Below are 13655 nucleotides of genomic sequence, written 5' to 3'. Positions count from 1 at the left end.
GCCACGAAGCGCCGCCGCCCCACGGGCTGACGGCGCTCCTTCGACGACGGGACCCGGTGCCTCAGCGCTTGGCGACGAAGACGTGCGACGCCACCTCGGACTGAAGCTCCGCCGCCTCGCCACTGCTCCCGACCAATACCCCGCCGGGAGACTCCGTCACACTCACCACGGACCCGGGCTGTACGCCCGCGCGCCGCAGCGTGTACATCAGCTGCGCATCGGTCTGGATGGGCTCGCCGATCCGCCGCACCACGACCGTCTTGCCCTCGGCGCCCGGATCCAGCTCGGCGAGGCTCACCATCCCGACATCCAGGAACGGGTCCGCCTCGGCCTTCTCGCCCAGCTCCTCCAGGCCCGGGATCGGGTTGCCGTACGGCGACTCCGTCGGATGACGGAGCAGTTCGAGCACGCGCCGCTCCACCGCCTCGCTCATCACATGCTCCCAGCGGCACGCCTCCGCGTGCACCTGCTCCCACTCCAGGCCGATCACATCGACCAGGAGACACTCGGCGAGCCTGTGCTTGCGCATCACGCGCGTCGCCAGCCGGCGCCCTTCTTCGGTCAGCTCCAGATGCCGGTCACCCGCGACCTGCACCAGTCCGTCGCGCTCCATACGGGCCACGGTCTGGCTGACCGTGGGCCCGCTCTGGTCGAGCCGCTCCGCGATCCGGGCGCGCATCGGGACCACACCTTCCTCTTCCAGCTCAAGGATGGTGCGGAGGTACATCTCCGTCGTGTCGATCAGTCCGGACATACATGCCCCTCGATAAATCGTGCGCTGGCCCTGACCCAATTCTGACCCATACCACCGACAACCGTGCCGTGCCGTGGCGAGTGGAAGGAGCGGGACCCGGATGCGGCGGGACGGCCGTGTCGGGTCGCCGTATTGACAGAGCAATGGTCCAGACCTCAACGTGATCCGCGGCACAGACATTCCCCGTGCCCGCCCCGCCCGTGAACCCCCACCCCGGAAGGGCCTCCCCGATGAGCGAGAGCAAGCTGGCCGGCCAGTTCTTCGACGCGGCGATCGGTCTGCTCCAGCGGGTACGCGACGAGGAGTCCGCCCACGTCGCCGCCGCCGGAACCGCCGTCGCCGACACCGTCGCCGCCGGGGGCCGGCTCTTCGCCTTCGGCGCCGGGCACTCCTCGCTCGCCGCGCAGGACGTCGTCTACCGGGCCGGCGGCTTCGCCGTGATGAACCTGCTCACCGTGCCCGGCGTGGTCGGCGTCGATGTCATGCCGGCGACCCTCGGCTCCGCGCTGGAACGGGTCGACGGGCTGGCGGGCGCCGTACTCGACTCCAGCCCCGCCCGCGCCGGGGACCTGCTGGTGATCATCTCCCTCTCCGGACGCAACGCGCTGCCCGTCGAGATGGCGATGAACGCGCGGGCGCTGGGGCTGAAGGTCATCGGCGTGACGTCCGTGGCGTACGCGACGGAGACCAAGTCCCGGCACCTCACCGGGACCTATCTCAAGGACCACTGCGACATCGTGCTGGACAGCAAGATCGCGGTCGGCGACGCGGAACTGACGGCCGAGGGCATCGAGGCCCCCTTCGCCCCGGCCTCCACCGTCGTCACCAGCGCCCTGATGCAGGCGATGATGGCGGCGGCCGCGGGAGAGCTGGTCGCCCGCGGAATCGAACCCCCGCTCCTGCGTTCGGGGAATGTCGACGGCGGGACCGAGTGGAATGGCCGCGTCATGACCGAGTACGGCGATCGGATCTTCTACCGACACTAGAACGTGTCTGCGAATCGCGACGGACTGCGGCGGCCGCGGTAAAGCGACGCTGCCGGAGACAAAAATGCGACGCACGTAACAACGGAAACCGAGAGTGACATCCGGGGCCTGCGGGACACGTTTCCGCAGGCCCCGGCCCGCTCCGCCCCCCGAGAACCGCCACTTTGCGTCACCGGAGGGGCACTTGGCGGAATTTTGATCTTTCACAAGGAAGTAATGTTCAGGCAAAGTGGGGGACGCTGCGGTGCGGCATCATCGGAGCTGACGACGCGTCGGCACGTACGGCCGCACCCGCACGGCGCCACGGAAAGACCGAAAGACGGAAAGGGCGAGCTGTGAGAATCCGACTGGACCGCGAGTCCACCGTCAGACGCGGGACCACCGCTTCCTGACCCGGCCGCCACGACCACCGCACGGCAGCCGCCACGCCGGCCTCCCTCAACTGCCGCGATCCGGCAGGGCGCGACGCCCGCACGGCTCCCCGTCAGGCCCGGGACTTCCACCGACGCCCGGCCCTTTCCCCCACGATCTGACCCGCACGCCATAACCCTCGTGCTCCACCCCCACGTTCAACCCTCAGTGCGACCCTCACGTCAACCCTCAGGTTCAACCCTCATGCTCAACTCTCAGTTCTCGCACATCCGTTTCACCCCCCACTGACCCGACCACACCGCGCCCCGGCAAGCCCGAGGGTGCAGGAGGCAGGCCATCATGAAATCCCTCATCGACAACGCCCGTTCCTTCTCCGTGCAGGTGGCGGAACGCCCCGACGAGTTCCGAGATCTCGCGGCGGGGCAGACGCCGCAAGCGCTCTTCATCACCTGCTCGGACTCCCGTGTCATCCCCTCCCTCATCACCGGCGCCCGTCCGGGCGAGCTGTTCGAGCTGCGTACGGCGGGCAACATCGTCCCCCCGTACGACGCGGACAGGCCCAGCGGCGAGACCGCCACCATCGAGTACGCGCTGCGCGTGCTCAACGTCCGTGACCTGGTCGTCTGCGGTCACTCACACTGCGGCGCCGTGGGCGCCATGGTCCGCGGCGAGGATCTCTCCGCGGTTCCCGCCGTGCGCGACTGGCTCGGCCTCGGCGCCTCCGCGCTGCCGTCGGACCATGGCCTCGCCCACGCCGTACGGCACCACGCGGCGGCCCAGCTCGACACCCTCCGGAGCTACCCCGCCGTACGGGAACGCCTCGCGGAGGGCCGTCTCTCCTTGCACGCCTGGTACTACGAAGTGGACACGGGCGCGATCAGCGTCCACCGGCCCGAGCTGGGCGGGGAGTTCAGACCGCTGTGACGGCGGCCTCGGTTTCGACCTCTCCCCACCTCCTGTCCGCTCGCGGACCGCACAGCTAGGACAACCCGTCATGCTCTCCCTCCCACTTCTGAAGGACCAGCGTGTCCTTCGACGCGAGATACTCGCGTCCCTCGTCGTCTTCCTCGTCGCCCTGCCACTCTGTGTGGGGGTGGCGGTCGCCTCCGGTGTCCCCGCCGAACTCGGTCTGGTCACCGGCATCGTCGGCGGAATCATCGTGGGTTGCCTGCCCGGCAGCTCGCTACAGGTGAGCGGTCCCGCGGCCGGCCTCACGGTCCTCGTATACGAAGCGGTCAAGGAGTTCGGCGTCGGCACACTCGGCGCCATCGTCCTGGTGGCCGGATTGCTGCAACTGGCCCTCGGCGCCTTCGGTTTCGGCCGCTGGTTCCGGGCCATCTCGGTCGCCGTCGTCCAGGGGATGCTGGCCGGCATCGGCCTCGTGCTCGTCCTGGGCCAGGTGTACGCCATGGCCGACAGCGCACAGCCGTCCGGCGGGCTCGGCAAGATCGCCGGGCTGCCCGGACTGGCTTTCGACATCATCACCGACGGCACGGCGCTGACGGCGTTCCTCATCGGTGCGGGGACCATCGCCGTACTGGTGCTCTGGCCCCGCCTCCCGGCCGGCGCCCGGATGATCCCGGGCCCGCTGGCCGCCGTGGCGCTGGCCACCGGAACGGTCTTCCTGCTGGATCTGCCCGTCGCCAAGGTCGAGGTGCAAGGTCTGCTGGAGTCCATACGTCCACCCGGGCTCGACGAGTTCGGACAGCTGGCGAGCGTGGCCGCCCTCGGCACCGTGCTCGCGTTCACCCTGATCGCCTCGGCGGAGAGCCTGTTCAGCGCCGCGGCGGTGGACCGTATGCATGACGGTCCGCGCACGGACTACAACAAGGAACTCATGGCGCAGGGCGTCGGGAACACGGTCTGCGGCGCGCTCGGCGCGCTGCCGATGACCGCGGTCATCGTACGCAGCGCCGCCAACGTCCAGGCGGGCGCGCGGACTTCACTCTCCCGGATCCTGCACGGCCTGTGGCTGCTGCTGTTCGCCGCGCTGCTGCCGGCGGCGATCGGCATCATCCCGCTCGCGGCGCTCGCCGGCGTCCTGGTGCACGCGGGCTGCAAGCTCGTACCGTTCAGAGAACTGCGCCCGCTGTGGCGGGAGCACCGCGGCGAAGCCGTGATCCTCGCCATCACGGCGCTGGCAGTCCTGGTCACGAACCTCTTCGAGGGCGTGGTGCTCGGGCTGCTGCTCGCGGTGGTCAAGACCGCGTGGGAGATCTCCCACCTCCACGTCGACGTGCATGAACTCACCGGCGGCCGGATGGTGGTGTCGGTCACCGGCAACGCGACGTTCCTTCGGCTCCCGCGCATCATGGAGCAGTTGGAGGCGCTGCCGAAGGACCGGCCGATCGAGCTGGATCTGTCCGGTCTGCGCCATGTCGACCACGCGTGCCGCATCGCCCTGGAGAACTGGGCGCTACGGCACAACGACGCGGAGACGGAACCGGTCAGGATGCTGCCCCCGGAAGCGGCACCACTCGGGGAAGGCGGCGCGGCGTCGGGGCCCAAGGCGGGCGCGACCTGACGATGCGTCAGTGTTGGGCGGCGCGCGGGCGGCGCATGTACGACGCGCCCGCGCGCCGTCCGTACTGCCCGCGCCGTCCGTACTGCCTGCGCCGTCCGTACTGCCTGCGCCGTCCGTACTGCCCGCGCCGTCCGTACTGCCCGCGCCGTCCGTACTGCCCGCGCCGTCCGTACTGCCCGCGCCGTCCGTACTGCCCGCGCCGTCCGGCAGCGGCCGTCCTTCCCCGCCGTCAGTCGGACAGGGCGGACAGGACCTCAAAGAGATCCAGGGCCGCCGCCACGCGGATCGTCACATCCTCCGCGTACACCGCGTCCGGCCGTTCGAAGGCGGCCCGGCTCGCTCCCCGCAGGAACGTCACCACGCCCAGCGACCGGCCCCGGCTGCGCAGCACCGTACACAGGGCGTGCACCGAGTCCGGCGGCCACTGCCGCGAACTCGCCCAGGCCGGGGAGGGGACGGCGCCCGGCGCCTGCGCGGAACCGCCGGAGGCGGCGGTAGGAGCGCTCGCCCGGACCGAACCGTTGCGGTCCATCGCCTGAAGCGCCGGATGCCCGGTCATGTACCGCACCGGTATCCCGCCCGTCTCGACGGGCATGCCCGGCCCCGACCCGCCACCGGACGGTGTCTCGGCCACCCGCACCAGCCGTACCGGAGCCGCCGACCCGTCCGGCCGCTCCACCGCCACCAGATCGATCAGCGCGTGATCCGCGAAACCCGCCAGCGCGAAGTCCAGATAGACCGTCGCCGCCTCCATCGGGTCCTCGCACTCCGCCGCCGCGCGCCCCGCCCGGTACAGCTGGCTGGACCGGAACCGCAGCCGGTCCGCCTCCTGCGCCGCCAGCTTCGACTCCGTCACATCCTGGAACATCCATCCCACGCCCAGCGGCACCGGCTCCTCCGCCAGCGGAGACGCCAGCCGCAGGAAGCCACTGCGCCAGCAGCGGCGCCGCTCCCCGTCCGCCGCCGGAACCGACACCCACAGCTCGGCGGGCGACTTCGGCGCCCCTTCCGCGAGCACATGGTGGAGCGCGGCCTCCAGCTCCTCCACGCCCTGCACGACCAGCTCGCCCAGCGGCCGGCCGAGCACCGAAACGCGCCCGGAACCGAACGCGCGCGCCGCGTATCCATTGACGACGGTCGGCCGCAGATCGACATCGACCAGCACGACACCCCAGGACGCGTCGTCGAAGAGCGCCTCGCTGAGCGCGATGGACCGCTCCAGATCGATCTGCTCATGGACCTCGCTGAAGGCGCTGTAGACCCCGGCGGGCTTGCCGTCCGCCCCGCGCATCCCGGACGACTGGGTGCGGATCAGCACCCTGCCGCCGTCCTTGCGCAGCAGCGCGAACTCGTCCACCTGCCGCCCGGGCGTCTCCATCACGGCCATCAGCCGCGCCTGCACCTCGTCCGCGTCGGCGGTCCGCACGGCCCATCCGGCGAACCCCTGCCGCCCGACGGCCTCCTCGGCGGACCAGCCGAGTATCCGCTCGGCCTCGCGGTTCCAGTGAGTGATCACACCGTGCGCGTCGAAGGCGCACAGGGCCGCGTCCATACCGTCGAGCAACGCCGCGAGCAGATCGGACCCGCCCCCGTCCCGCCCGGCCCCACCCCCGCCACCCGCCCCGGCACCGCTCTCCGACTCGGGATCGGGCTCCGGCTTGTCCGGCCCGCGCGGATCGGTGGTCTCACTCCGAGAAGCACTCATCCTGGCACCCCCTGCAGGGCGTCTCCGCCTGTGCTGACGCACGTCCGATCATTCAACTCGAACGTGACTCAGCACACACAAGGTTCCCCGAAATCGTCGCACCCCAAAAGCTGTCCCGCACACCGGCTACCACACGCCAGGGGCGATCGATCAGGATTTCGACGAGGAACACACATATGAGCGTACCGGACGTCCTTTGAGCGCATGCCGGAGATTTCCCGCCTACCTTCGGCGACAACACGAGAAGGGAGGTCACTCGCTCCCTCACCGAGTGACCAGCCCCAGTCATCACGATCACCGATCAGAGGCGAGGTGCACCGGCGGGGCCGGCACCGAAACCCGTCGGCGTCACGCTGAATCCGCTACAGCGGTGCCGGCAGAGACCGGGAACGGTGACGTTCCCACCCGGGCGGCCCCTTACGGCGGCGGGACCGACGCGAACAGGGTGTTCGTCCTCGCGAGGGGCGGACAGCCGCTGATGCCGTGCCATCCGGCCCGCGCCCGCGAACTCCTCACCCGCGGGCGCGCCGTTGTCGCACGCCAGATGCCCTTCACCATCCGCCTCAGGGACCGCGCGCTGGAAGCGTCCGAGGTGGACGGCGTGCAGCTGCGCGTCGATCCTGGTTCCAAGGGAACCGGGATCGCCCTCACCGAGGAGCGAAGGCAGGCCGGTACGGACGGCGAGACCCGCACGGTTCGCCGCGGTCTGGTCTCGATCGAATTGCGGCACCGCGGTGAGAAGATCCGCGACTGCCTGCTGCGGCGCGCGGGCTACCGGCGCAGGCGGCGATCCGCGAATCTCCGCTACCGAGCGCCACGGTCGCTGAACCGCGCCAAGCGCGCCGGCCGGCTTGCCCCGTCGCTGCGCCACCGCGTCGACACCACGCTGTCCGTCGCCAGTCGCCTGTGCCGGTACGCGCCCGTCACCGAGATCCATGTGGAGCGGGTGGCATTCGATACGCGTGCCATGGATACAACTCGATACGGCGATGGGCACGGCAGTGGGCTGGAGTGCACACGAGAAAGCCTTATCGGGGCGGAGATCCGCGCATACCTGCTCGCCACACACGGCAGGGCTTGCGCGTACTGCGGAGCCTCAGGGGTTCGCCTCAATATCGACCACATCCGCCCCCGCGGACGGGGCGGCTCCAGCCGTGTATCCAACCTGACGCTCGCGTGCGTCACCTGCAATCAAACGAAGGGCGTCAGGCCGGTGGAGGAATTCCTGGCTCACGATCCGGCTCGCCTGGCCACGGTGCTCGAACAGTTGAAGGCTCCCCTGAGCGACGCGGCCGCCATGAACGCGACGCGCCGACAGCTCGGTGAAGACCTCGGCTCGCTCCAGAAGCCCGTTCGCGCGTGGTCGGGTGCCCGTACCAGGTGGAACCGCGTCGCCATGGGTCTGGCGAAGAGCCATACCCTCGACGCCCTCGCGGTCGGTCACCTCGATCACGAGAACGGGGCCGCCATCGTTCGCGTTCCCGCGCAGGTCATCGTGGTCACGGCCACCGGACGCGGGTCATACGCCCGTACCACCCCGGACCGGTTCGGCTTCCCCCGTCTCCGGCGGAGCCGCATCAAGCGTCACTTCGGATATGGGACCGGTGACCTCGTGCGGGCCGTGGTTCCGGGTGGCAGATGGGCGGGTGTCTGGACCGGACGCGTCTCGGTCCGCGCCAACGGCCAGCACCGGCTCACCGCCTCCGGGGTCCGCTTCGACGTCTCCCACAGGAACCTCCGGATGCTCCAGAGAGCCGATGGTTACGGTTACGGCCTGAGGCCGGAGGCCCCTCATGAAACTCCCTCGCTAAATTCGCTTGAGAGTCGCCGGGGCCCCTCCTAAGGTGTGACGCACACTGAAAGGAGGTGATTCGGAAGTGATTTCTTTCCGGACTCGTGAGGTGGCTGCGGGCTGACGGCCCGTTGTCGCACTCAGTGCGGAGCCGGTAACCGCCGGCCCAATCCAAAGCAGTCACCGCCCCGCGGGCTCGCCGGTACGTCCGGCCGGCTTCTCTTCGGAGGAACCCGAGCCCGCGGGGTACTGCTTTTCCCGCGGGCTTTCTCGTCGGGGCTACGGGCAGAGCCGCTCCACCCGCCAGCCGTCGCCCTCTCCGCCACCGTCGCCGTCGCGTACGTAGCGCAGCCGGTCGTGGAGCCTGTTCTCGTGGCCCTGCCAGAATTCGACGGTCCGCGGGGTGACGCGGTAGCCGCCCCACTGCGGGGGTACCGGTACGTGTTCGCCCTCCGGGTAGCGGGAGGCGAGTTCGTCGTAGCGGTGGAGCAGTTCCTCGCGGGAGGCGATCGGGCTGGACTGGTCGCTGGCCCAGGCGCCGAGCTGGGAGCCGTGGGGGCGGGTGCGGAAGTACGCGGCTGTCTCGTCGCGGCCGGTGCGCGCGGCGGTGCCCGTGATGGTGATCTGGCGGGCCAGGGGGTGCCAGGGGAAGAGCAGCGAGACGAAGGGGTTCGACTCGATCTCGTCGCTCTTGCGGGACGTGTAGTTCGTGAAGAAGACGAAGCCCCGGTCGTCGTACCCCTTCAGCAGCACCGTGCGCGAGGAGGGCCGGCCTTCGGCGGTGGACGTCGCGAGGACTATCGCGTTCGGCTCGTGGAGATCGCCGGCCGCGGCCTCCTTGAACCAGCGGGCGAACTGGTCCATCGGCGTGGGCGCGAGGTCCTTCTCCAGGAGCGGTGTGGTGCGGTACTGCTCGCGCATGGCGGCGGGGTCCGTGGGATCGGCGGGATCTGCGGCGTCGGCGGGATCGACGGAATCCGGGGTCTCATGAGGCACGCGGCCATCCTGCCGCAGGCGTAGTTTCCCCGGCGCCGGCTGCCGCTAATCCCCCGGGGAGGAAGTCTGGCAGTGTGCCGGTTATCACGCTTCCCCGCATCGGAGGAACCCGCCAAAATCTTGGGGCGGGCCTCTGTGGCCTTCGTACACCAGGGGCTATCGTTCCTGCCTCCCGGACGTTCCCGCCTCCCGGACGGCTGCCGCAGGGGGCATCCACCGGGGTGACCGGCCCGCCGAAGTCCGCCCCCACCTCAGAGGAGCCGCCTGATGTCCGATTCCGACACCACCTCGTTCGTCCCCGGACTCGAAGGAGTCGTCGCGTTCGAGACGGAGATCGCCGAACCGGACAAGGAGGGTGGCTCGCTCCGCTACCGGGGCGTCGACATCGAGGACCTGGTCGGCAAGGTGTCCTTCGGCAATGTGTGGGGGCTGCTGGTCGACGGGGCGTTCGCGCCCGGTCTGCCGCCCGCCGAGCCGTTCCCGATTCCGGTCCACTCCGGTGATATCCGGGTCGACGTCCAGTCCGCGCTGGCGATGCTCGCGCCCGTATGGGGCCTGAAACCGCTTCTCGACATCGATGAGCGGAGGGCCCGTGACGATCTGGCGCGTGCCGCGGTGATGGCGCTCTCGTACGTCGCCCAGTCGGCCCGCGGCCAGGGGCTGCCGATGGTGCCGCAGCGGGAGATCGACAAGGCGGAGTCGGTCGTCGAGCGCTTTATGATCCGCTGGCGCGGTGAGCCCGACCCGCGCCATGTGCGGGCCGTGGACGCCTACTGGACGTCGGCCGCCGAGCACGGAATGAACGCCTCCACATTCACCGCCCGGGTCATCGCGTCCACCGGCGCCGATGTGGCGGCGGCCCTGTCGGGTGCGGTCGGCGCGATGTCGGGGCCGCTGCACGGCGGCGCGCCCTCGCGGGTCCTCGGCATGATCGAGGAGATCGAGCGCACGGGCGACGCGACGGCGTACGTCAAGCGGGCCCTGGACAAGGGCGAGCGGCTGATGGGCTTCGGGCACCGGGTCTACCGGGCCGAGGACCCGCGGGCGCGGGTGCTGCGGCGTACGGCGCGCGAGCTGGCCGCGCCGCGGTTCGAGGTGGCGGAGGCGCTGGAGAAGGCCGCGCTGGACGAGCTGCACGCGCGCAGGCCCGACCGGGTGCTGGCGACGAACGTGGAGTTCTGGGCGGCGATCGTGCTGGACTTCGCGGAGGTCCCGGCGCACATGTTCACGTCGATGTTCACCTGTGCCCGTACGGCCGGCTGGTCGGCGCACATCCTGGAGCAGAAGCGCACGGGCCGGCTGGTGCGGCCCTCGGCGCGCTATGTGGGGCCGGGGACGCGGAGCCCGCGCGAGATCGAGGGGTACGACGCGATCGCGCGCTGAGCGCCGGGCGCCGGGCGTCAGGCACTGAGCGCCGGGTACTGGGCGGACCGCCTGCCCTGTCGGGATACGACATACGACGGGGCAGCCGGGCCCCTCATCCCAGCACGCCGTCCAGGATCCGTGCCCACTGCGCCACCACCCGCTCCCGCCGCCGCGCGTCGTCCGTCAGCAGCGTCGCCAGGCCCAGGCCGCGGGCCATGTCGAGCAGCCCCTGCACGGTCTCGCGGACGCCGGGTACGGACTCGTCGGCGCCCAGCAGTTCGACCGCGATCCGGTGGGATTCGCGGCCGACCCGGGCCTCCAGTTCGGTGACGCGGGGCCGCAGTTGCTCCTCGTCGGAGGCCGCGACCCAGAGGTGCAGCGCCGCGCGGAACAGCGGGCCCGTATAGAGCGCGACGATGCCCTCGACCGCCTCGCGGCGGTGCGCGGGCCCGGCCGGGACCAGGGCGCGCAGCGCGGAGGACCGTTCCTCCGCCACGTACTCGACGGCCGCCGTGAACAGGTCCTCGCGGGTGGGGAAGTGGTGCTGCGCCGCCCCGCGCGAGACGCCCGCGCGTTCGGCGACGACGGCGACCGTGGAGCCCGCCCAGCCGTACTCGGCGAGACAGGCCACGGCGGCCTCCAGCAGTCCGCGCCGCGTGGCACGGCTGCGATCCTGTTTGGGCGCGGCCCCGGCGGATTTGGGCGCGGCCTTGGCCGGTGGGGGCGCGGCTCCGGACGGTTGGGGCGCGGCCCGGACCGGCCCTATCGCACCCACGAGGCGTCCCGCCGTTCCAGAAACGCCGTGATGCCCTCCCGCGCCTCCGCCGTCACGAAGAGCGAGGCGGAGCGCTGGACGAGCTCCTCGGCGTACCGCTCGAAGGCGTCCAGCACACCGACCGTGAGCAGCCTCTTGGACTCGGCGAGCCCTTGCGGCGAGGCCCTGCGCAGCCCGTCGAGTACGGGCGCGAGCGCGGCGTCCACATCGTCCGCTGCCTCGGTGATCACCCCGGCGGTGGCGGCGCGCTCGGCGTCGAATCGCTCGCCCGTGAGGTAGTAGCGGGCCGCCGCGCGCGGTTCGACGCGGGGCAGCAGCGGCAGCGAGATCACGGCCGGGGCGACTCCGATCCGTACCTCCGTGAAGGCGAAGTCGGACGTACGGTCGGCGACGGCGATGTCGCACGCGCCGAGCAGCCCGATGCCGCCGGCCCGGACATGGCCGGTGACGCGCGCGACGACCGGCTTGGGCAGTTCGACGATCTGCCGCATCAGGGCGATGAAGGTGTACGGGTTGGCCGGTTCCTTCAGGTCGGCGCCCGCGCTGAAGGTGGTGCCGGTGTGCGTGAGCAGCACGGCCCGTACGGCGGGGTCCTTGGCGCAGGCCGTCAGGGCGTCGCCGAGCGCGTCGACGAGCCGCGCCGACAGGGCGTTGCGGTTCGCCGGTGAGTCCAGGGTCAGGGTGGTGATGCCCCGTTCGTGCGCCGTGGTGACCAGCGCGGGCCCGGACGCCGGTGGCTGCGTCTGCGTCACGTGTTCTTCCTCTCGCGGTCCCGCGCTTCGCGGTCTCTCATTTCGCGGTCCCTCAGTTCACGTCTGAGGATCTTTCCGGAGGCGGCGCGGGGTACGCCTCCGACGAATTCGACCCGGCGGACCTTCTTGTACGGGGCGACGCGTTCGGCGACGAACGCCATGACGTCCGCCTCCGTGAGCACGCCCGCACCCGACTGGCGAACAATGTATGCCTTGGGCACCTCATTGCCGTCCTCGTCCCGGACACCGATCACCGCCGCGTCCGCGATGCGCTCATGGGTGAGCAGCAGCGCCTCCAGATCGGCGGGGGCGACCTGGAAACCCTTGTACTTGATCAGCTCCTTGACCCGGTCGACGACGAAGAGCCAGCCGTCGGCGTCCACGCGGCCGACATCGCCGGTGTGCACCCAGCCCTCGCCGTCGATCAGTTCGGCGGTGGCGTCGGGTCGGCCGAGATATCCCTTCATGACCTGCGGGCCGCGCAGGAGGATCTCGCCCTCGGCGCCCGGGTCGAGGTCCTTCTCCGGGTCGTCCAGGGCGACGACGCGCATCTCCGTACTGGGCAGCAGCTTGCCGACGGCGCCCGGCGGCGGGGTGTCGGCGGTCAGCGGCACGACATGGGTGCCGGGTGACAGCTCCGTCATGCCGTAGGCCTGGCGTACGGGCGGGAGCCCCAGCCGGGCCGAACAGGCGGCGGCGAGCCGGGCGTCCAGCGGGGCGGCGGCGCTCAGGATGTAGTCGAGCGAGGACAGGTCGTACCGCGCGACGGCCGGGTGCTTGGCCAGCGCGAGGACGATGGGCGGGGCGACGTACAGGCCGTTGATGCGGTGCTTCTCGATGGCCGCGAGGAACTGGTCGAGGTCGAAGCGGGGCAGCACGACGACCGTCGCGCCGTGCCGCAGCGGCGCGTTCATCAGGGCGGTCAGCCCGTAGATGTGGAAGAACGGCAGGACGGCGAGGATACGGTCGCCCGGCCCCATCGGCATCACCGGTTCGAGCTGCGCGAGATTGGTGGCGATCGAACGGTGCGTCAGCATGACGCCCTTGGGGAGGCCGGTGGTGCCGGAGGAGTACGGCAGGGCCGCGATGTCCTCGGCCGGGTCGATGGCGATCTCGGGTTCGGGGGCCGTCGACCGCGCCAGGTCCAGGACCGAACGGTGTCCCTCCGCCCGGTCGCAGACGAAGATCTCCTCTATGCCGCCGACGAGTTCGGCCGATCTGCGGGCCGCGTCGAGCAGCGGCGAGACGGTGACGATCCAGCGGGCGGAGGAGTCGCGCAGCTGGGTGGCGAGCTCCTCGGGCGTGGTGAGGGGATGGACGGTGGTGACGGAGGCGCCGGCGCGCGTGGCGGCGTAGAAGACGGCGGGGTACGCCACGGTGTTCGGGCTGTGCAGCGCGAGGACGTCGCCCTTGCGCACCCCGGCGTCGGTGAGCGCGGCGGCGATCCGGCGGTGGACGACGTCGAGCTCGGCGTACGTCGTGCTCGTGCCGGTCACGCCGTCGACGAGGGCGACGGTGTCCCCGTACGCGGCGGCGTGGCCGAGCACGGCTTCGTGGATGGGCAGTTCGACGGCCGGGACATCCGCGTACTCGCTGTGGAACACCATGACGGCCCCTTCGACGCGGTGGACGTG

The 13655-nt window shown here is 70.9% G+C and carries 11 protein-coding genes; 5 read left to right on the top strand and 6 right to left on the bottom strand.

Features of this window, described 5'->3' with window-relative positions:
- Positions 1–61 precede the first annotated feature (61 nt).
- Positions 62–754, bottom strand: coding sequence for a metal-dependent transcriptional regulator (locus ACFRKB_RS15755; RefSeq protein ID WP_030351277.1), 693 nt, complete (start codon positions 752–754; stop codon positions 62–64).
- Positions 755–984: 230 nt separating this feature from the next.
- Between ACFRKB_RS15755 and ACFRKB_RS15750 the strand changes: the two genes are divergently transcribed.
- From ACFRKB_RS15750 to ACFRKB_RS15740, 3 genes are all read left to right on the top strand, one after another.
- Positions 985–1740, top strand: a complete 756-nt coding sequence (locus ACFRKB_RS15750) for an SIS domain-containing protein (RefSeq protein WP_383106343.1) — start codon at positions 985–987, stop codon at positions 1738–1740.
- A gap of 711 nt (positions 1741–2451) precedes the next feature.
- The gene (locus ACFRKB_RS15745) at positions 2452–3036 is read left to right on the top strand and encodes a carbonic anhydrase (RefSeq protein ID WP_383106342.1); all 585 of its coding nucleotides are present in this window, start codon (positions 2452–2454) and stop codon (positions 3034–3036) included.
- A gap of 70 nt (positions 3037–3106) precedes the next feature.
- The gene (locus tag ACFRKB_RS15740) at positions 3107–4636 is read left to right on the top strand and encodes a SulP family inorganic anion transporter (protein ID WP_383106341.1); all 1530 of its coding nucleotides are present in this window, start codon (positions 3107–3109) and stop codon (positions 4634–4636) included.
- Positions 4637–4865: 229 nt separating this feature from the next.
- Here the strand turns inward: ACFRKB_RS15740 and ACFRKB_RS15735 are convergent, their stop codons facing one another.
- A complete protein-coding gene (locus tag ACFRKB_RS15735) occupies positions 4866–6341 on the bottom strand; it encodes a PAS domain-containing protein (RefSeq protein ID WP_383106340.1) in 1476 nt (491 codons plus the stop codon).
- 370 nt (positions 6342–6711) lie between these two features.
- Here ACFRKB_RS15735 and iscB point away from each other — a divergent pair, with 370 nt between their 5' ends.
- Positions 6712–8184 carry an RNA-guided endonuclease IscB gene (iscB, locus tag ACFRKB_RS15730; protein WP_383106339.1) on the top strand — a complete coding sequence of 491 codons (1473 nt, stop codon included), beginning with the start codon at positions 6712–6714 and terminating at the stop codon, positions 8182–8184.
- A gap of 228 nt (positions 8185–8412) precedes the next feature.
- Here iscB and pdxH read toward each other — a convergent pair whose 3' ends face one another.
- A complete protein-coding gene (gene pdxH, locus ACFRKB_RS15725; RefSeq protein WP_383106396.1) occupies positions 8413–9054 on the bottom strand; it encodes a pyridoxamine 5'-phosphate oxidase in 642 nt (213 codons plus the stop codon).
- A 342-nt stretch (positions 9055–9396) separates the two neighbouring features.
- Between pdxH and ACFRKB_RS15720 the strand changes: the two genes are divergently transcribed.
- Positions 9397–10512, top strand: coding sequence for a citrate synthase 2 (locus ACFRKB_RS15720; RefSeq protein ID WP_383106338.1), 1116 nt, complete (start codon positions 9397–9399; stop codon positions 10510–10512).
- Positions 10513–10606: 94 nt separating this feature from the next.
- On the opposite strand, the gene ACFRKB_RS15715 is transcribed toward ACFRKB_RS15720, so the two are convergent.
- Genes ACFRKB_RS15715 through ACFRKB_RS15705 form a run of 3 tightly spaced genes read right to left on the bottom strand, consistent with a single transcriptional unit; the run spans position 10607 to position 13628 of the window.
- Positions 10607–11269, bottom strand: coding sequence for a TetR/AcrR family transcriptional regulator (locus ACFRKB_RS15715; RefSeq protein ID WP_383106337.1), 663 nt, complete (start codon positions 11267–11269; stop codon positions 10607–10609).
- On the bottom strand, positions 11257–12021 hold the full coding sequence (locus tag ACFRKB_RS15710) for an enoyl-CoA hydratase family protein (RefSeq protein WP_383106335.1): 765 nt from the start codon (positions 12019–12021) through the stop codon (positions 11257–11259). Before ACFRKB_RS15710 ends, ACFRKB_RS15715 begins: the two co-directional genes overlap by 13 nt.
- Positions 12018–13628 (bottom strand): 4-coumarate--CoA ligase family protein, encoded by a 1611-nt coding sequence (locus ACFRKB_RS15705; protein ID WP_383106334.1) that lies wholly within the window; start codon positions 13626–13628, stop codon positions 12018–12020. The genes ACFRKB_RS15710 and ACFRKB_RS15705 overlap by 4 nt, the downstream gene beginning before the upstream one ends.
- Between the last annotated feature and the right edge of the window lie 27 nt (positions 13629–13655).

Origin of the sequence: Streptomyces scopuliridis (assembly GCF_042790125.1) — a bacterium.
Classification (GTDB): Bacteria; Actinomycetota; Actinomycetes; order Streptomycetales; family Streptomycetaceae; genus Streptomyces; species Streptomyces scopuliridis_A.
Note: the sequence above shows the minus strand (reverse complement) of the source record. Positions and strands in the feature narration are given on the sequence as shown.

Coding starts and splice junctions, on each gene's coding strand:
- ACFRKB_RS15755 (WP_030351277.1), bottom strand. CDS start 754: ATGTCCGGACTGATCGACACGACGGAGATGTACCTCCGCACCATCCTT.
- ACFRKB_RS15750 (WP_383106343.1), top strand. CDS start 985: ATGAGCGAGAGCAAGCTGGCCGGCCAGTTCTTCGACGCGGCGATCGGT.
- ACFRKB_RS15745 (WP_383106342.1), top strand. CDS start 2,452: ATGAAATCCCTCATCGACAACGCCCGTTCCTTCTCCGTGCAGGTGGCG.
- ACFRKB_RS15740 (WP_383106341.1), top strand. CDS start 3,107: ATGCTCTCCCTCCCACTTCTGAAGGACCAGCGTGTCCTTCGACGCGAG.
- ACFRKB_RS15735 (WP_383106340.1), bottom strand. CDS start 6,341: ATGAGTGCTTCTCGGAGTGAGACCACCGATCCGCGCGGGCCGGACAAG.
- pdxH (WP_383106396.1), bottom strand. CDS start 9,054: ATGCGCGAGCAGTACCGCACCACACCGCTCCTGGAGAAGGACCTCGCG.
- ACFRKB_RS15720 (WP_383106338.1), top strand. CDS start 9,397: ATGTCCGATTCCGACACCACCTCGTTCGTCCCCGGACTCGAAGGAGTC.
- ACFRKB_RS15705 (WP_383106334.1), bottom strand. CDS start 13,628: ATGGTGTTCCACAGCGAGTACGCGGATGTCCCGGCCGTCGAACTGCCC.